Source organism: Streptomyces sp. JHA26, assembly GCF_002005565.1.
Lineage (GTDB): Bacteria > Actinomycetota > Actinomycetes > Streptomycetales > Streptomycetaceae > Streptomyces.
In genome coordinates this window covers 28,513-46,308 of the sequence record NZ_BDJC01000034.1, presented here as the reverse complement: position 1 = coordinate 46,308, position 17,796 = coordinate 28,513, and the positions used below count along the sequence as shown (strand labels likewise).

Below are 17,796 nucleotides of genomic sequence, written 5' to 3'. Positions count from 1 at the left end.
GCCTCCTCGACGCCGGGCCCGACCGCCGCTCACGATGCCTTGTGTCCGGACGTCTCGGCGATCCAGCCGATCCAGCCGATGAAGTCACCGGCGTCCTCGTCGGCTCCGTGACCCGCGTCCCGGTGTCCGGAGAAGGTTCGTGTGCCGCGCATCGGACCGGGCCGGCCACGCGTCCGCCCCGATCGCGTGCGGGCCGACGAGGCGTACGTCTCCCGCAGAAACCGTGCCTACCTGCGCCGACGTGGCATCCGCCGCGCCATCCCGGGCAAGGCCGACCAGGCCCGCAACCGCAAGAGAGCCGGCGCTCACGGCGGCCGGCCGCCCAAGTTCGACGCCGAGGACCACAAGGCTCGGCACGCGGTCGAACGTGGCACCAATCGACTCGAAAGGCGTCGCGCTGTGGCCACGAGGTACGACAAGCTCGCGGTCCGCCATGAGGCGACCGTCCTCGTCGCGGCCGTCAACGAGTGGCTGTACCACACACGCGCACGGCCTTTTCGTTAACCCGTTGCCCAGGAGTCGATCGGCCAGCTAGGTTCACCCAGCCGCCTGCCCCGGTGCAGGCCGGCGCTGTCGACGAGGAGGTGTGGAGCACATGCGCAGGAGTGCCCGGGAGTCGAGCTCGCGTACTGGCCTTTGACACCTCCTCACGACGGAGACACCTTGTCCCTTCGCATCACCCCACTGACCGACCCCGCTCACGGGCCGCACAGCCGGCGTCTTGCCTGGTTGGCGTCGGACGCGGATTCCATCCCTGTCGGGACGGCCTTTCTGCACCTGTTCGGCGGCGGACAGGAGCACCTGGCCGAGCTCGACCTCCGTGTTCATCCCGCGGAGCGCCGCAAGGGTGTCGGCTCCCGGCTCCTCGACACCGCCGTGGCCACCGCCCGGGACAACGCCCGACGCTGCGTTGTCGCGCAGGCAGAAGCCGGATCGCCCGGCGACCGCTTCCTGACAGCGCGCGGTTTCCGGAAGGTCCTCACCTTGAGGTTCACCCGCTTGCCACTGGCTGACGTGGACACTGCCGCCCTCGCCGAGATCATCGAGCGTCCGTATCCCGGCTACCGGCTGATGTCATGGCAGGGAACCGTCCCCGACGACCTCGCCCAGACGTTCGCCGCCTCACGCCGCGCCATGGACGACATGCCCATGGACGACACCGACTACGGCACCGTGACCTGGGACGTGGACCGTGTGCGGGCCGCGGCGAAGGCCGTCGAACAGCGCGGCGACCACCTGCACACCGTCGTCGCCATCGACGCCTCCAACGGCTCGATCGCCGGGTTCACCGAACTCGTCGTCCCCGGCAACGGCGCAGGTGACGGCCAGCACTACGGCACCGGTGTGCTGCCCGAGCACCGTGGACACGGCCTCGGCCGATGGATGAAGGCCGAGTCGATCCGACAGGCCCATAGGGACTATCCGGGCCTCGGTGGCCTCCTGACCGACACCGCCGACAGCAACACGCACATGAGACAGATCAACGACAGCCTCGGCTACACACCCACGCACACGACACACCAGCATCAGCTCGACCTTTAGCAGAGAGCGGACGGGCCGGTGCCGTGCGGCTCGCCTCCCTTCGCGATCACGGGGTGGATCCCTCGCTGCCGGAGCAGGCGGCGGTACGTGTCGTGGTCGTAGCCGCGGTCGGCCGGCAGTGCGTCGGGGCGTCGCCGGGGGCGGCCGACCCGGCCCGCGACGGCGGGAGTCTTGTCGAGCAGCCCACGAGCGAGTGGCAGCGCGTCGACCAAGGTGAGGTGGGTGAAGGGCACCTGACGGGTGAAAGCCCAGGTCAGGCGCCCTTCCTCCTGCGTCTAGAAGAAGCCCAGCTTCTTCGGCGAGTACGACACCAGCAGATTCTTCGTCTGCTGGTAGTGCTCCAGCATCATCCGGTGGTTCTCCCGGCCGATCCCCGACTGCTTGTAGCCGCCGAACGCGGCGTGCGCCGGGTAGGCGTGGTAGCAGTTCGTCCAGACGCGGCCCGCCTGGATCGCGCGGCCCGCGCGGTACGCGGTGTTCATGTCGCGGGTCCACACCCCGGCGCCGAGGCCGTACAGCGTGTCGTTGGCGGTCTTGATCGCGTCGTCGAAGTCGTCGAAGGCCGTGACCGACACGACCGGGCCGAAGATCTCCTCCTGGAAGATCCGCATGCGGTTGTGGCCCTCGAAGATCGTGGGCTGGACGTAGTAGCCGCCCTTCAGCTCGCCCTCGTGCTCGAGGCGTCCGCCCCCGGTGAGGACCTTGGCGCCCTCCTGCCGGCCGATGTCCAGGTAGGAGAGGATCTTCTCCAACTGGTCGTTGGACGCCTGGGCGCCGATCATCGTGTCGGTGTCCAGCGGGTGGCCCGGGGTGATCAGCTCGGTGCGGGCGACCGCGGCTTCCATGAACTCCGCGTAGTGGCCGCGCTGGACCAGCGCCCGGGACGGACAGGTGCACACCTCGCCCTGGTTGAGCGCGAACATCGTGAAGCCCTCGAGCGCCTTGTCGCGGAAGTCGTCGTCCCGCGCCCAGACGTCGTCGAAGAAGATGTTCGGCGACTTGCCGCCGAGTTCCAGCGTGACCGGTTTGATGTTCTCCGAGGCGTACTGCATGATCAGCCGCCCGGTGGTGGTCTCCCCGGTGAACGCCACCTTCGCCACCCGCGGGCTCGACGCGAGCGGCTTGCCCGCCTCCACCCCGAAGCCGTTGACGACGTTCACGACACCCGGCGGCAGCAGGTCCGCGACCAGGCTCAGCCAGAAGTGGATCGAGGCCGGGGTCTGTTCGGCGGGCTTCAGGACCACCGCGTTGCCGGCGGCGAGAGCGGGGGCGAGCTTCCAGGTCGCCATCAGGATCGGGAAGTTCCACGGGATGATCTGCGCGACCACGCCCAGCGGCTCGTGGAAGTGGTACGCGACGGTGTCGTCGTCGACCTCGCCGATCGAGCCCTCCTGGGCGCGGATCACGCCCGCGAAGTAACGGAAGTGGTCGATGGCGAGCGGGATGTCGGCCGCCAGCGTCTCGCGCACCGGCTTGCCGTTCTCCCAGCTCTCGGCGACCGCCAGGCGTTCCAGGTTCGCCTCCATGCGGTCCGCGATCCTCAACAGGATGCCGGAACGCTCGGTGACGGATGTGCGGCCCCAGACCGGAGCGGCACCGTGCGCCGCGTCGAGCGCCCGCTCGACATCCTCCGCCGTACCGCGCGCGATCTCCGTGAACGGCTGCCCGTTCACCGGGGACGGGTTCTCGAAGTACTGTCCGCGCACCGGTGGTACGTACTCGCCGCCGATGAAGTGGTCGTAGCGCGACTCGTAGGAGACGATCGCGCCCTCGGTGCCGGGCGCCGCGTAACGGGTCATCCTGGTCTGCCTCCCTCATCGTGCGCTGCCCGTCGTCGGGCAGCTCTCCGGGAGGCTAGGGAGCGCGAGGTTGCGGGGACGTTGCGCGGGCGGCGGCCCCGGGCCGGTGCCCGCCGCTCACCGGTGGGCCGTCACCACGCGCGTGGCGCCGCGAGCTCGGACTCCAGCGCGGCGAGTCGTGACAGCACCGCGGCGGTGGGCCGGACGGAGGCCAGCGCACGCCAGACGTCCAGGTCGTCCTCGCCCCACGGTGCGTGCGCCCAGTCGGCCAGGAGGTCGGGATCACGGCCGGCGATCAACGCGGCGCGCAGGTCGTCGGCGAGCCGGCGGCGGTGCCGTGCCACCGCCGGGGCCCGGGAACCGGGCAGGAGGGGACCGGCGTACGCCGCCGCGGCCGCCGTCACGCCACCCGCCCGCAGGCGACGCTCGACCACGGCGGCGTCGGACTCGACGGGCAGCGTGAGCCGGTACGGGCGGGAGGCCAGCACGTCCGGTCCCAGCACCCCGCGCAGGCGCGCCAGTTCGGCTCGCAGGGTCACCGGGGGCACCGTCTCGTCCTCGTACAGCGCGCACAGCAGTTCGTCACCGGTCAGGCCCTCCGGGTGGTGTGCCAGCAGCACCACGATCTCGCTGTGCCGCCGGCTGAGCCGGATCCTGCCGCCGCCGTGGCTCAGCAGTGCCTCGTCGCGGCCCAGCGCGGTCAGCTCGGCCGTGCCGGTAGCGGGCCGCTCCGGCGTGAGCAGCGCCAGCTGGGACTCCGCGGCCCGGGCCACCGCCTGGACGAAGCCCAGGCTGTGCGGATGCGCCAGCCCGTCCCCGCCCGTGATGTCCACGGCGCCCAGCACCCGCCCGGTACGCGGATCGTGCACCGGAGCCGCCGCGCACGTCCACGGCTGGACCCGCCGGATGAAGTGCTCGGCCGCGAAGACCTGCACCGGTCGGCCGAGGGCCACCGCCGTGCCCGGCGCGTTCGTCCCCACCGCGGACTCCGCCCACCGGGCGCCGGGCACGAAGTTCATCCGCCCCGCCCGCCGCCGGGTGACCGGATGTCCCTCGACCCACAGCAGCCTGCCGTGCGCGTCGCACACCGCCAGCAGATGCTCGCCGTCGGCCGCGAACGCGCCCAGGAGTTCACGGAACAGCGGCATCACCCGTGCCAGCGGATGCTCGGCGCGGTAGGCGCCGAGGTCACCGTCCACGAGTTCCACGCTCGCGGTGCCGTCCGGGCCGACACCCGCCCGGACGGACCGCCGCCACGACTCCGCCACCACGGCGCGCACGGGCCGCGGCACCGTGCCCGCCTCGGTGAACGTCTCGTGCGCGCGCCGCAACGTCCGCGCGCGCTCGACGGGATCGGCCCCGGGTTCCAGAGCCAGCCACGAATCGGTCAACTCGGCCTCCCCGGAGAGCGATACGACGGGGACATCGTCACTCCGCGGGTGGGCTCGGACAACCACTTCGACCGGCCCGATCACCCGAACGTGGCCGTCCGCCGCGCGTCAGGCGAAGTTGACCAGTCTGATGTACCGAACCCAGTCCCACAGGGGCCCCGGATCCGTGTGGTCGCTGCCCGGTACCTCGTGGTGCCCGATGATGTGCGCGCGGTCCCTGGGGATGCCGTACCTGGCGCAGATCGCCGCGGTGAGCCGCGCCGACTGCTCGTACAGGGCGTCGGTGAAGTACTCCGACCGGTCCACCCAGCCCTCGTGCTCGATGCCGATGCTGCGGGTGTTGTAGTCCCAGTTGCCGGCGTGCCAGGCGATGTCGGACTCGAGGACGCACTGCGCGACGTGTCCGTCGGCGGAGCGGACGACGTAGTGGGCGGACACCTGCCTGCCCGGATCGCGGAAGATGGAGAGCGTGTCGGCGTACGTCTCCTGCGTGACGTGGACGACCACGTGGTCGAGGGGGTAGGTGCGGGGGCGGTCCGACCGGCTGTAGTTGGACGTGTTCGCCGGCTGCCACTCGACGGGCGGGTAGTCGGCGGCGGCACGGGGCCGCGCGGCGGCTCGTGTGCCGGACAGCAGTGGGGAGGAGACGGTGGCGAGCGCGGCGCCCTGCAGGAGTCGCCGCCTGGTCGGAGAAGGTGTTGCCCTTTCCGTTTCCACGGAGGACCGCCTTTCGTGGGTGGGGGGGGTGGTGCGCGGGTGGGGTGCGCGGTTCCACGGAGCGGTGCCGTGTCGCGCACGGTGGCCAACGGTGGGGCGACGGCTTGGTTGCGAGGAGCGGGGCCGAACGCCGAGGAGCGGACAGGGGGGCGCGGTGCCCTTGTGCCGCGGTCACGAAGGGCTTCGCGTGAACCACCGTACGAGCGACCCGGGTTGGGCATAAGTACGCGTCGCGGTTCGGTGGACGACCGCGATGTTGTGGATACGGCGCTCACTCGATCGAGTGAGCGCCGTGGGACTCCGGGTGCTGCTCCCCGGCTCCTGCCGCTCTGCGGCTTCTGCTGCTTTCCGGCTTCTGCCGATCCCCGCCACCTGCCGCGGCAGCCCGCCCGGTCTCAGACCCGCTCGGCCACCGCGGACGCCGGATCGTCCAGGACGCCCCGGATCACCGAGTGCGCCGCGCCGAGCAGCGGTCCCTGCGGGCCGAGCTCCGACACGGACACGGGACAGGCGGGGCCGGCCGTGCGCCGGGCCAGCTCGTCCCGCAGGGACGGCAGCAACCAGGGCGCGAGTCCGGCCAGCGCCCCGCCCAGCACCACGCTCTCGGGATCCAGCAGGTTGACCGCCCCGGTCAGCGCGATGCCGAGTGCGGTCCCCGCCTCGCGCAGGGCGCGCCGTACGGCCTCGTCGCCCTCGGCGGCGCGCCCCGCGAGCAGTCCGACCCGGTCCTCGACCGGTTCCGCACCGGCCGCGCGCAGCACCGCCTTCTCACCGGCGTACTGCTCCAGGCAGCCACGCCCCCCGCAGGGGCATTCCGGCCCGTCCGGATGCACCGGCACGTGTCCCAGCTCGCCCGCGAAGCCCCGGGTCCCGCGCAGCAGGCGGCCGTCGACGACGACGGCCGCACCGATGCCGATCTCGGCGGAGACGTGCAGGAAGTCCCGGGGGGTGCCGTCGCCGAGCCAGAGCTCGGCGAGCGCGCCGAAGTTGGCCTCGTTGTCCACGGCCAACGGGACGTCGGAGGGCAGCAGTGCGCCGAGGTCGGCGTCGTGCCAGTCGAGGTTCGGGGCGCGTACGACGGTCCGTCCGTCCCGTGCCACCAGACCCGGCACGGCCACGGCCAGCCCGGCCGGCCACAGGCCCTCCACCTCCGCCTCCGCGACGACCGTCCGCACCAGGCCGGTGAGCTGCTCGGTCACCGGCTCCAGCGAGCGGCCGCGATTGCTGCCGTACCGCACGGCCCGCGCCCGTATCCGGCCGCGCAGGTCGACCGCGCAGACCGCGAGGTGGTCGACGCCGACCTCCGCGCCGATCCCGGCCGGGCCCTTCGCGCTGACGGCGAGCGCCGAACCGGGCCGGCCCACCCGTCCGGGACGTTCGGGCCCCAGCTCCTCCAGCAGGCCCGAGCGGATGAGCTCGTCCACGAGGGACGACACGGCCGCGCGCGTCAGCCCGATCCGGGAGGCGACGGCCGCCCGGGACAGCGGTCCCTCGGCGCTGACGGTGTGCATCACCCGGGAGAGGTTGCGACGGCGCATGCCCTGCTGGGTGTCCGGCAGCGCACGCCCGGGCCGGGCCGGACGCGCTTCGTGCGGGGGTGCGGTCATGCCTCCGTCAATCCTCGGTCGGTACGTATGCGGTGCTCGTCGGTCGTTCGGACGGTGCGGACCGCCCCCGGCCGCGCGCTCGTCCGCGGACGAGCGGTGGGCGCCCCGGCCGGTGCCCGGCGGAGCGCCCGCGCGAGCACGTCGTCAGCGGGTGCCCCCGTCCCGCTCCAGGAGCGGCGCCGAGTCGGAGACTACCTTGGCGATCCTGGCCAGTGTCGCCTCGTCCCGCTCCACGGCATCGAGCACCGGTCCGGCGGCCGTGTCCCAGCGCCGGGCGACCGCCGCCGGATCCTCCCCGGTGAGCAGGCCGGCCGCCTGCGCCGCGGCGCCGAGCGCCACCAGTTCCCTGGCCTCGGGTATCTGGACGGGACGCCCCGAGAGGCGGCGCACGGTCTGCTGCCACGCCGTCCCCCGCGCGCCGCCGCCGATCAGCAGCAGCGGTGCGGAGGGGTCCGCGTCCGCGTCGAGGACCAGGTCGAGCGCGCCGAGCAGCGAGTGGACGGCGCCGTCGTACGCGGCCTGGAGCAGCTGGCCGGCGGTCGTGTCGTGGCGCAGCCCGTACAGCAGGCCGGAGGAATGCGGCAGGTTCGGGGTGCGTTCGCCGTCCAGGTAGGGCAGGAGGGTGACGTCCGTGCCGGGTTCGACGGCCTCCCGGTCCAGGCCGAGCAGGGCTGCCACGCGGTCGACGGCGAGCGTGCAGTTCAGCGTGCAGGCCAGCGGCAGCCAGTCGCCGCGCGCGTCGGCGAAGCCCGCCACGGTGCCGGTCGGATCGGAGGGCCGCCGCTGTGAGACGGCGTACACCGTGCCGGAGGTGCCGAGGCTCATCACCGGCACACCGGGGCGCACCCCGAGGCCCAGCGCGGCGGCGGCGTTGTCGCCGGTGCCGCCGGCGACCAGGGTGCCCTCGGCGAGCGGCAGGCCGTGGCTGCCGCGCACGGTGCCGGCCGGCTCGCCGGGCCGGACGATCCGGGGCAGCAGCGCCGGATCGAGCCCCACGCGCGCGAGGGTCTCCTCGTCGTACGACTCCGTCCCGGACGCCCACCAGCCGGTGCCGGACGCGTCACCGCGGTCGGTGGTCCCCTCACCGGTGAGCCGCTCGGTGAGGTAGTCGTGGGGGAGGCGTACGGCCTTGACGGCGCGGACCGCCTCCGGCTCGTTTTCTGCGAGCCAGGCCCACTTGGTGACGGTGAAGGAGGCGCTGGGCACGCTGCCCGTACGCTCCGCCCAGGCCTTGGCCCCGCCCAGTTCCTCGATCAGGCGGCGGGCCTGCGGTGCCGAGCGCACGTCGTTCCAGAGCAGGGCCGGGCGCACCGGGTCACCCGCGGCGTCCAGTGTGACGAGGCCGTGCTGCTGCCCGCCGATCGACACGGCGGCGGCCTCGCGGGCCGCGTCGCCGCACTGGTCCAGGGCCGTGCACAAGGCGTCCCACCACTGCCGCGGGTCGCTCTCGCGGCCGGCGCCGGAGGACACCGTGTGGGGTGCCTGGCCGCTTGCGACGACCCGGCCGGTGGCCGTGTCGACGACCAGCGCCTTGGTGGACTGGGTGGACGTGTCCACGCCGACGACGAGCGGACCCTCGGCTGCTGACATCGGGCTACTCCCTCTTCCGGGGCTGTGCGGCTCTGTGGCTCAGACAGGTCTGAGCTGGGGTTCTGCGGAGGAGCCGGGCCGCTGGGGGCCCGACACGATCGATCGGGGACACCGTGTTCCCTTCCCGGGATCGCGTGTGCATACTAATTTGTAAATCGCCATGACGAAATAGTCGCCAGCGAGCAAGGAGCCGTGAAATGAACTACCAGCCCACTCCCGAGGACAAGTTCACGTTCGGTCTGTGGACGGTCGGCTGGCAGGGCCGGGACCCGTTCGGGGAGGCCACCCGTCCGGCACTGGACCCCGTCGAGTCGGTGCAGCGACTGGCCGAGCTGGGCGCGTACGGCGTCACGTTCCACGACGACGACCTCATCCCGTTCGGCTCGAGCGACACGGAGCGGCAGGCCACGGTCAAGCGGTTCCGGCAGGCGCTGGACGCGACCGGTATGAAGGTGCCGATGGCGACGACGAACCTGTTCACCCATCCGGTGTTCAAGGACGGCGCCTTCACCGCGAACGACCGTGACGTGCGCCGGTACGCGCTGCGCAAGACGATCCGCAACATCGACCTCGCGGTGGAACTCGGCGCGCAGGTGTACGTCGCCTGGGGCGGCCGCGAGGGCGCGGAGTCCGGGGCCGCCAAGGACGTGCGGGACGCGCTCGACCGGATGAAGGAGGCCTTCGACCTGCTGGGCGAGTACGTCACCGAGCAGGGCTACGACATCAAGTTCGCGATCGAGCCGAAGCCGAACGAGCCGCGCGGCGACATCCTGCTGCCCACGGTGGGACACGCCCTGGCCTTCATCGAGCGGCTGGAGCGCCCCGAGCTGTACGGCGTCAACCCCGAGGTCGGGCACGAGCAGATGGCCGGCCTGAACTTCCCGCACGGCATCGCGCAGGCCCTGTGGGCGGGCAAGCTGTTCCACATCGACCTCAACGGCCAGTCCGGCATCAAGTACGACCAGGACCTCCGTTTCGGCGCCGGTGACCTGCGCGCCGCGTTCTGGCTCGTCGACCTGCTGGAGCGGGCCGGGTACGCGGGGCCGCGGCACTTCGACTTCAAGCCGCCGCGCACCGAGGACTTCGACGGGGTGTGGGCGTCGGCCGCCGGCTGCATGCGCAACTACCTCATCCTCAAGGACCGGGCCGCCGCCTTCCGCGCCGACCCGGCCGTGCAGGAGGCCCTCGCCGCGGCCCGCCTGGACGAGCTCGCCCAGCCCACCGCCCCCGACGGGCTCAAGGGCCTCCTCGAGGACGCCACGGCCTTCGACACCTTCGACGTCGACGCCGCCGCCGCCCGCGGCATGGCCTTCGAGCAGCTCGACCAGCTCGCCATGGACCACCTCCTCGGCGCCCGCTGAGCACTCCCGGAAGACCGCTTCGGCGCTCGCCCCGCTTCACGGGGCGAGCGCCGAAGCGGTCGGCGTCACGGCTCTGCCGTCGCTTCCCGGGCGCCCGCGAGGACGACGGGCAGGGCACCGGAGCGTGGAGCGGTGGCCGCCCCGGGTTCCGGTGAGGGGGAGTCGCTCGCCGTCGTGGCGGCGGCGACCGTACGACGCCGGCGTACCTGCCGACGTCCGTACCGGCCGGGGCGGTCACGGCGTCACGGCTCGTCCCCGGTAGCGAGCGTCGCCGAGGCCAGGGCCGTCGCCGGGTCCTGGGCCGGGCCGCCCACCGGCACCCAACGGCCCCCTTCCTCCCGGAACGGCCACCAGCGGCCGTCGCGGTCCAGACGGAGCTGGTGCGGCGAACCGACGACCGTCCAGCGGTTGGCGCGCGCCCGCAGGGACGGCCTCTCGTCCCCGTCCCAGGCCGAGTCCAGCGCCGCACGCGCGCGTGCCAGCGTGTCGCCCCGCACCGTCCACTCCTCCTCGAGCACCGACAGCGCGGCCGCGCCCCCCAGCCCCCACGCGCGTACGGCGAGGGCCAGCGCCTCGTGGTCGCGCCCCGATCCGTCGCCGAGACGGTCCCGCACGGCCGGTTCGGGATCGCCCGCGGCGAGGCGGACGGCGTCCTGCGCGGCCGTCGGTTCCGCGCCGACCGCCTGCCCTTCGTGCCCGGCGCGCAGGGCGTCGGCGAGCAGGCGGTGCGCCTCCGCCGCGGTACGGGAGGCCAGGAAGGCCAGCGCCGCCGGGTCGACACCGGGCGGGGGCGCCGTCTCGGTGTCCAGGGCGGGCGGTTCACCCGGCCCGTCGGGAAGGAGGGGCGGCGGGGGCAGCGGCGGCAGCACGTGCCCCGCCGCGTACGCCTCGGCGGCGTCCACCCCTTCCGGCCCGAAGGCCGCCGCTTCGCCGGATGCGCCGTCGCGCGTCTGCAGGGCGGACAGCACGGCGCCTTCGCCGCGCCCGCGCATCAGCAGCAGCACGAATGGGTCCTGGTCCAGCAGCCGCGCCACCTGGTAGCAGAGCGCCGCGGTGTGCCCGCAGTGGTCCCAGGCACCGCAGTCGCACTCCGGTTCCAGGTCGCCCAGGCCGGGCAGCAGCTCGATGCCCGCCGACGCGGCGTCCTCGACGAGATGCGGGGGCATCTCCCCGTCCAGCAGGGCCGCCACATGACCGGAACGTTCGACCGTCATGTCGACGAAGCGATCCCACTGCTCTTCGGAGAGCCGCTCCAGCAGGACGTCGGCGCGGTGTGGCGTACGGTCCCGGTCCTGGACCACCGCCGTGATGCGGCCCGGCCGCACCGAGACCGCCCCGACCGCTCCTGCGCGCGCGAGGCGCCGCCCGGCCTTCACCTGCGCCCCGTCCAGGGCCGCGTCCTCCAGGGCCTTCAGCCAGGCCCGCCCCCACCAGGTCTGCGCGAAGCCCCTGCCGTGCGCGGGAGGCAACGGGGCGAACGTCCGCGCCTCGTCGCCGTCGCCGCCGTCACCGTCGGCGAATGCGCCGTCGCCGTCGTACCGAGTCATCGCGCACCTCCGCGCAGGTCGACCAGATCGGCCAGTTCCGCGTCCGTCAGTTCCGTGAGCGCCGCCTCGCCCGATCCCAGCACGGAGTCGGCCAGTGCGCTCTTGCGGCTCAGCAGGGCGGCGATGCGGTCCTCGACGGTCCCCTCGGCGATCAGCCGGTGCACCTGCACCGGCCGGGTCTGGCCGATGCGGTGGGCACGGTCGGTGGCCTGGGCCTCGACGGCGGGATTCCACCAGCGGTCGTAGTGCACGACGTGCTCCGCGCGCGTGAGGTTCAGTCCGGTGCCCGCCGCCTTCAAGGACAGCAGGAACACGGGGACCTCGCCGTCCTGGAACCGCCGTACCAGCGACTCCCGTTCGGCGACGGACGTGCCGCCGTGCAGGAACAGCGAGGGCACTCCGCGGGCGGCCAGATGCCGCTCGAGGAGCCGTGCCATCTGCACGTACTGGGTGAACACGAGCACACTCGCGTCCTCGGCGAGGATCGTGTCGAGGAGCTCGTCCAGCAGCTCGAGCTTCCCGGAGCGGCCGGCGATCCCCGGGGCGCCGGAACGGTCCTCCTTGAGGTACTGCGCCGGGTGGTTGCAGATCTGCTTCAGACTCGTCAGCAGTTTCACGATCAGGCCCCGCCGCGCCATGCTGTCGGCCCCGGAGATCTCCGCGAGCGCCTCGCGCACCACCGCCTCGTACAGGCCCGTCTGCTCCACCGTCAGCGACACGGGATGGTCGGTCTCGGTCTTCGGCGGCAGTTCGGGCGCGATCCCGGGGTCCGACTTGCGGCGCCGGAGCAGGAACGGCCGTACGAGCCGGGCCAGCCGCTCCGCCGCGGCCGGGTCCTGACCGCTCTCGACGGCCTGCGCGTAACGCCTGCGGAAGGTGCCGAGCCGGCCCAGCAGCCCCGGAGTGGCCCAGTCCAGGACGGCCCACAGTTCCGAGAGGTTGTTCTCCACCGGGGTGCCGGTGAGTGCCACGCGCGCCCGCGCGCCGATGGAACGCAGTCGCCGCGCGGTCTCCGAGTAGGGGTTCTTCACGTGCTGGGCCTCGTCCGCCACGACCATGCCCCACTCCACGGCGGACAACCGTTCCGCGTCCAGGCGCATGGTGCCGTAGGTGGTGAGCACGAACTCGCCGTCGGCCAGGTCCGCCAGGTCGCGCCGGGAGCCGTGGAAGCGCCGCACGGGCGTGCCGGGCGCGAACCGCTCGATCTCGCGCTGCCAGTTGCCCATCAGGGACGTCGGACAGACGACCAGGGTGGGGCCGGCGGCCGACGGGTCGGTCTGCCGGTGCAGGTGCAGGGCGATCAGCGTGACCGTCTTGCCGAGCCCCATGTCGTCGGCGAGACAGCAGCCCAGGCCCAGCGACGTCATGCGGACCAGCCAGTTCAGGCCCCGGCGCTGGTAGTCGCGCAGCGTGGCGGCGAGGGCGGCCGGCTGGGCGACGGCGTCCTGCCCCTCGGGATCGGCGATCCGCTCCCGCAGCGCCGCCAGCCATCCGGTGGGCCGCACCTCGACGCGGCGGCCGTCGACCTCGGTCGAGCCCGTCAGGGCCGCGGCGAGCGCGTCGACGGGGGTGACCTTGCGGTCCTGGCGCGCGCGGGCCCGGCGCACCTCCTCGGGGTCGACGAGGACCCACCGGTCGCGCAGCCGCACCACGGGCCGGTCGGCCTCGGCGAGCCGGTCCAGCTCGTCGCGCGTCAGCCGCTCGTCGCCCAGGGCGAGGCACCAGTCGAAGGCGAGCAGCGCGTCGGCGGACAGGAACGACGGCCCGCCGTCCCCGAAGGCGGTGCCCGGCCCCGGTTCGTCGTCGGACGGTCCGACCTCCACGCGGGTGGTCAGGTCACGGGACAGCTCCCGCGGCCAGTGCACGTCGACGCCTGCGCCGGCGAGTGCGCGGGTGCCCGCTCCGAGGAGCTCGGTGACCTCCTCGTCGGCGAGTTCGACGGCTTCCGGCACGGTGGCCGACAGCAGCGGGGCCAGTGGCGGCCAGGCCCGTGCCGCACGGCGCAGGGCGAGCAGGGTGTCCATCCGCGCGCGCGTGCCGAACGCGTCGTCCACGGCGCCGGACCACACGTCGGCGGTGTCCGCGACGCGCGCGGGATCGCTCACGCTGTGCACCTGCGGCACGGCCCGGAAGGTCGGTGACGCGTCCCCGGAGGCGGCCGGCAGGTCCCGTACCTCGACGCGCAGCGACAGCCGTACGCCCGTGTCGTGGCCCGCGGCGACGTCGGCGGCCCAGGCGCGCAGCTCGGGCAGCCTCCTCGGCTCCGCCGCCGCGAAGGCGGGGCCGTCCGTCACCAGCGTGGCTGCGGGGGAGCGGGGCAGCGTGTCGGCGACGGCGTCCAGGAAGGCGCGCACCAGCCGTTCCGGGTCGGGCAGCCGCGGCGGCTCGGCGTCGTCCACCGGGACCGCGTGCGCCTCGGGGGGCATGGCGGCGGCGAGGTGACGGATCCGTTCGGTCTCCCGCGCGTCCAGCGGCCCCGCGCGCCAGGCGTCGTGGTCGGTCCCGGACAGACCGGGCAGCAGCAGCCCCCGCGCCGTCAGGTGCAGGGCCTCCACGGCGACGGCACCCCAGAACACGGCCGCCCGATGACCCGACGCGCAGGCACGCGCGCGTGTGAGGACCGGCAGCGCCTCCCGTACCGGCAGGAGGACGGCGGGCACGCGGACCGGCTCCACGCCGTCGCCCTCCGGCACCACGACCGTCAGGTCCGCGACGGACGCCGACGGGACGGGCGTGGGGTCCGCGCCGTCAGGACGCCAGAAGGCGACCGTGCCGGTCCGGGCAGGATCACCGGGCACGAACACGGCGCAGCACCGGGCGAGTTCCGACGCGGGAGAAGTGGTTGTCGGAAGAGTCGTCTGCGCAGCGATGGTTTATTCCTCAAATTTGACTAGTTCGGGTCGCGGTCGCCGAGTGTACATGACCGGCAACGCCTCGGGGGCCGCTCCGCTGTGGCGTGGGTCACTGTCCGATGGAGGTGTCGCGGGCGCCGGTACCGACGGCTTCTCAGGGTCGTGTCGGGGTCCGGTCTCGGGGGTCTCTCAGGGACGGGGTACGGAACTGCGGGAAGCACGGGCCCGTTTCCAGGACAGAGAGCGGCAGTGGCCGCGAAGGAGGCGCACCATGTCGAAGAACGCCAAGATCGCCGCGGGGGGTGTGGCGGCCGGACTCGTCCTGCTCATCTGGCTGCCCTGGTGGGCCGCCTTGCTGATAGTCCTCGGAGTCCCGGCCGCCGCGTACCTCACGCTGGACCCCTCGCAACGACGCCGGTTGCGCCGCGTCACGCGCAAGGAGCTCGGTCGCTGACGCGCTAACGCCGTGCCGAGGCGTTCTCCGTCAGGTCGCAGGAGCCGACCACGTCGCCGTCCCCCGGCCTGCCTACCGTGTGGTCGGCGGGCGGCGGGGTGCCCCGCTCCACCCATCCGGTCAGGGCGTCGAACGCCGACCGGAAGCAGGGCAGGATCGGGTGCAGCCTCGCGGGATGGGCGTCGTAGAGTCCGTCGACGTGGGTGCCGCCCTGGATCGTGTAGTGACGGTGCAGCCGGCCCCGCCCGCTCGTGTCGATCATGCGCGCGTACACGTCGGAGTCGGCGGCCTCGGGCAGCAGGGCGTCGAGGTCGCCGTGCAGGGTGATCAGCGGCTTCCCGATGCGCCCCGTCAGGGCCACCCGCGCCACGGCACGGTGGACGGAGGCGGGACGTGCCGCGTAGTCGTACGCCGCGTCGGCGGGGCACGGCGCCAGGATCTCCGCCGACGAGGACCCGGCCGACGGACCGGGGCAGGCGGGATCGTAGGCCGGGTCGAACTCGGCGCGGTAGACCTTCTGGGTCAGGCCCCAGTAGGCCTTCGCGTGATACGGCCACAGGAACTCGGAGCCGCGGGCGAACCCCGCCGCGTACATGTCCTCGTCCCGAGCCGCACCGAGGGAGCGGGCCACCGCCGTGGGCAGGGACGTGAGCAGGCTGGGGCCGTCCGCCGTCCACAGCGCGCCCTCCCAGTCCACGCCGCCGTCGTACAGTTCCGGGTGGTTCTCCAGCTGCCAGCGGGTGAGGTAGCCGCCGTTGGAGATGCCGGCCATGTACGTGCGGCGCGGCGCGTGCCCGTAGCGCTGCGCCACCACCCGCCGGGCGGCCCGGGCGAGCTGGGTGGTCCGCGTGTTCCACTCGGCGACCGCGTCCCCCGGCCGCACGCCGTCCCGGTAGAAGTCCGCCCCGCTGTTGCCCTTGTCGGTCGCGGCGTAGGCGTAGCCCTGTGCCAGGGCCCGGTCGGAGATCGCCTTGTCCGTCGCGTACTGCTTGCGCGTGCCCGGCGCGCCCGTCACGACGAGGCCGCCGTTCCAGTGGTCCGGCAGCCGGATCACGAACTGGGCGTCGTGCCGCCAGCCGTGCGTGGTGTTGAAGCGGGAGGAGTCCGGGAAGTAGCCGTCGACCTGGATCCCCGGGACGCCGGAGGGCGTGCGGGTGCCCGCGGCCGTCAGGCCGGCCTGGTCGGCCAGGTCCGTGTACACGGTGTCCGCCAGGCCGGTGGTCGTCAGGTCGGCCAGACAGGCGCTTCGCTGCAGGGCGGCGCCCGGCACCCGCACGCGTTCCTGGCGGCCGCAGTGCTCACCGCCCTCCGTCGCGTCGGCGGGGGAGGGCCCGGTGAGCGCCGCCGCCGTCATCGCGCCGGCGAGCAACGGGACGGCACGGGACAGACGCATGGGAAGACCTCCTGGGCGCTGCGCGGGAGTGGAGCCGATGGCCGCCCCATCGTGCGGCCGCTCTCCGCCCTCCTCCATGGGTCGGCACCACATGGAGGAGGAGCTGCGCATGGAGATCGAGAACAGGGAGATGCGAAGCCCGATCAGGTATTCCGGCGGCGGGAGGGGGGGCCGGGGCGGATGCCCCCCGGTCAGCTGGGCCGGACGGCCATCTTGTCGAGAGCGTCCAACAGGCCCGGCAGCTCCGGGCCCCGGCCCACCGGCAGCACCTCACCGGGTTCCTCGTCGAGCAGGACGAAGGCGATGTCGTCGGTCCTGGCGACGAGGGACCAGCCGGGACCGTCGGCGCGCAGGGTCCGAGCGTCGCCCGGTGCGAACGACGACCGGACCCGGCCGAGCGGCGGCGGCGTGTCGACGTAGGAGCGGGCCTCCGCGAGCACCCGCCGCACACCGGCGTGTCCCGGAACACCGGTCGCGGCGCCCCTGGCTCCTGGAACGGCCTCCGAGTCCTCCGCGTCCGCCCCGCCCTCCTGCTCCGCACCGTCTCCCGGACCAGAGCCCCCGGCCGGCGCCGGGAAGTCGGCGTCGTCGACCTGCTCCCGCCACCGCGCCCACTGGAACGCGATCTCGTCGGCGCCCAGGCGCCGCTGGGCGGGCCCCCACACCGCGGTGTCCGGCGGCGTCAGCGGGGGCAGGCCAGCCGATTCGGGGTCGGGGTCGTGCGGCGCGGGCACGTCCGGGGCCGCCACGGCGACCGCCAGGGGCCAGCCGGGCAGGGCGGTGACGACCGTACGCTCGTCCGGCGACAGGTCGTACTCCATTCCGCAGTCCCAGGAAGCCACGGCGACGGCGACCAGCGAGACGTCGTCGATGACGACGGTCCACCGGGCACCGTCCCCGTCCTGGCCGAGCACCAGGCCGTAGCCGTCGGCCAGCGGCGGGAGCCCCAGGGCGGCGCACGCCTCCGGGTAGTCGTCGCCCAGCACACTCGGGAACTTCGCCGGTGTCAGCAGCACCGCGGTGAGCACGTAGAGCGCATCGTCCGCGGCGGCGACGGTGTCCTCGTCCGTCCCTGCCATCCCAGCCTCCCCATCGGTTCGTCCAACGGCGCGCACCCTAGTGCGACCAGGAGGAGCTTGTCACGAGCTCCGCACCCGGCCGAGCTGCAGTTTTCCGGGTGGACGGGGGCGAATCGACCAGGCTCCGGAGCGGCGTGCGTCACACCGCCGGAAGCCCGAGCAGCGCCCGGGCCACGTCCCGCGGCGACTCACCGCGTTCCCGGGCGAGCGCGACGACCGCCCGGCACGCCAGCTCGTTCACCCCGAAGGACAGGGCCTCCGGCGACACCCACCCCGCCGCCTCGTCGATGCCCTCCTGGTCGTCGTCCGCACACGCCGAGACGTACGCGGCGGCGGCCTCGAACAGATTGTGCGAGCGCGTGTCCCCCTCCGCCTTCCCCTCCGTGCGCCGGGTGCCGAACCATCCGTCCCAGACCTTTCGGGTCCTGCCGAGCATGCTGCCCGCCCTTCCCTGCCGATGTCAT

Annotated in this window: 15 protein-coding genes and 1 pseudogene; 4 read left to right on the top strand and 12 right to left on the bottom strand. The window is 73.5% G+C overall.

Translation table 11 applies throughout. The annotated features are described in order from the left end of the window. Nucleotides 1-29: 29 nt before the first annotated feature. The gene (locus JHAT_RS35765; RefSeq protein WP_290439809.1) at nucleotides 30-152 is read right to left on the bottom strand and encodes a hypothetical protein; all 123 of its coding nucleotides are present in this window, start codon (nucleotides 150-152) and stop codon (nucleotides 30-32) included. On the opposite strand from JHAT_RS35765, the pseudogene JHAT_RS21065 reads away from it, so the two are divergent. Then, nucleotides 130-504 (top strand): annotated as a pseudogene (locus tag JHAT_RS21065) (transposase); the annotation flags it as partial. The gene JHAT_RS35765 and the pseudogene JHAT_RS21065 overlap by 23 nt on opposite strands. A gap of 159 nt (nucleotides 505-663) precedes the next feature. Continuing rightward, complete coding sequence (locus tag JHAT_RS21060) at nucleotides 664-1,542, top strand: GNAT family N-acetyltransferase (RefSeq protein WP_077799798.1); 879 nt, start codon at nucleotides 664-666, stop codon at nucleotides 1,540-1,542. Here JHAT_RS21060 and JHAT_RS33970 read toward each other — a convergent pair. The 6 genes from JHAT_RS33970 to xylB form a co-directional block, all read right to left on the bottom strand. Continuing rightward, a complete protein-coding gene (locus JHAT_RS33970; protein ID WP_107481976.1) occupies nucleotides 1,539-1,775 on the bottom strand; it encodes a hypothetical protein in 237 nt (78 codons plus the stop codon). The genes JHAT_RS21060 and JHAT_RS33970 overlap by 4 nt on opposite strands. A gap of 42 nt (nucleotides 1,776-1,817) precedes the next feature. Further along, complete coding sequence (locus JHAT_RS21050; protein ID WP_077799797.1) at nucleotides 1,818-3,341, bottom strand: aldehyde dehydrogenase family protein; 1,524 nt, start codon at nucleotides 3,339-3,341, stop codon at nucleotides 1,818-1,820. Nucleotides 3,342-3,472: 131 nt separating this feature from the next. Beyond that, nucleotides 3,473-4,732: a helix-turn-helix domain-containing protein gene (locus JHAT_RS21045; RefSeq protein WP_077799796.1), complete on the bottom strand. Its 1,260-nt coding sequence runs from the start codon at nucleotides 4,730-4,732 to the stop codon at nucleotides 3,473-3,475. 108 nt (nucleotides 4,733-4,840) lie between these two features. Further along, on the bottom strand, nucleotides 4,841-5,449 hold the full coding sequence (locus JHAT_RS21040) for an N-acetylmuramoyl-L-alanine amidase (protein ID WP_077799795.1): 609 nt from the start codon (nucleotides 5,447-5,449) through the stop codon (nucleotides 4,841-4,843). A 395-nt stretch (nucleotides 5,450-5,844) separates the two neighbouring features. Next, a complete protein-coding gene (locus JHAT_RS21035) occupies nucleotides 5,845-7,056 on the bottom strand; it encodes an ROK family transcriptional regulator (protein WP_077799794.1) in 1,212 nt (403 codons plus the stop codon). A gap of 144 nt (nucleotides 7,057-7,200) precedes the next feature. Continuing rightward, a complete protein-coding gene (gene xylB, locus JHAT_RS21030) occupies nucleotides 7,201-8,646 on the bottom strand; it encodes a xylulokinase (RefSeq protein ID WP_077799793.1) in 1,446 nt (481 codons plus the stop codon). Between the two features lie 197 nt (nucleotides 8,647-8,843). Between xylB and xylA the strand changes: the two genes are divergently transcribed. After that, entirely contained in the window at nucleotides 8,844-10,007 is a 1,164-nt protein-coding gene (gene xylA / locus JHAT_RS21025; protein ID WP_077799792.1) for a xylose isomerase, read from the top strand. Nucleotides 10,008-10,249: 242 nt separating this feature from the next. Here xylA and JHAT_RS21020 read toward each other — a convergent pair whose 3' ends face one another. Together JHAT_RS21020 and JHAT_RS21015 are read right to left on the bottom strand one after the other, a co-directional pair. After that, nucleotides 10,250-11,554 carry an SWF or SNF family helicase gene (locus JHAT_RS21020; protein ID WP_077799791.1) on the bottom strand — a complete coding sequence of 435 codons (1,305 nt, stop codon included), beginning with the start codon at nucleotides 11,552-11,554 and terminating at the stop codon, nucleotides 10,250-10,252. Next, nucleotides 11,551-14,358: a DEAD/DEAH box helicase gene (locus JHAT_RS21015; RefSeq protein WP_077799790.1), complete on the bottom strand. Its 2,808-nt coding sequence runs from the start codon at nucleotides 14,356-14,358 to the stop codon at nucleotides 11,551-11,553. The genes JHAT_RS21020 and JHAT_RS21015 overlap by 4 nt, the downstream gene beginning before the upstream one ends. Before the next feature lie 319 nt (nucleotides 14,359-14,677). Here JHAT_RS21015 and JHAT_RS21010 point away from each other — a divergent pair, with 319 nt between their 5' ends. Then, nucleotides 14,678-14,860, top strand: coding sequence for a hypothetical protein (locus tag JHAT_RS21010; RefSeq protein ID WP_077799789.1), 183 nt, complete (start codon nucleotides 14,678-14,680; stop codon nucleotides 14,858-14,860). Between the two features lie 4 nt (nucleotides 14,861-14,864). On the opposite strand, the gene JHAT_RS21005 is transcribed toward JHAT_RS21010, so the two are convergent. The 3 genes from JHAT_RS21005 to JHAT_RS20995 form a co-directional block, all read right to left on the bottom strand. Continuing rightward, nucleotides 14,865-16,253 (bottom strand): tannase/feruloyl esterase family alpha/beta hydrolase, encoded by a 1,389-nt coding sequence (locus tag JHAT_RS21005; protein WP_077799788.1) that lies wholly within the window; start codon nucleotides 16,251-16,253, stop codon nucleotides 14,865-14,867. Between the two features lie 191 nt (nucleotides 16,254-16,444). Continuing rightward, nucleotides 16,445-17,332 (bottom strand): hypothetical protein, encoded by an 888-nt coding sequence (locus JHAT_RS21000; RefSeq protein ID WP_077799787.1) that lies wholly within the window; start codon nucleotides 17,330-17,332, stop codon nucleotides 16,445-16,447. 139 nt (nucleotides 17,333-17,471) lie between these two features. Further along, nucleotides 17,472-17,768, bottom strand: a complete 297-nt coding sequence (locus tag JHAT_RS20995) for a hypothetical protein (protein ID WP_077799786.1) — start codon at nucleotides 17,766-17,768, stop codon at nucleotides 17,472-17,474. Nucleotides 17,769-17,796: the final 28 nt, after the last annotated feature.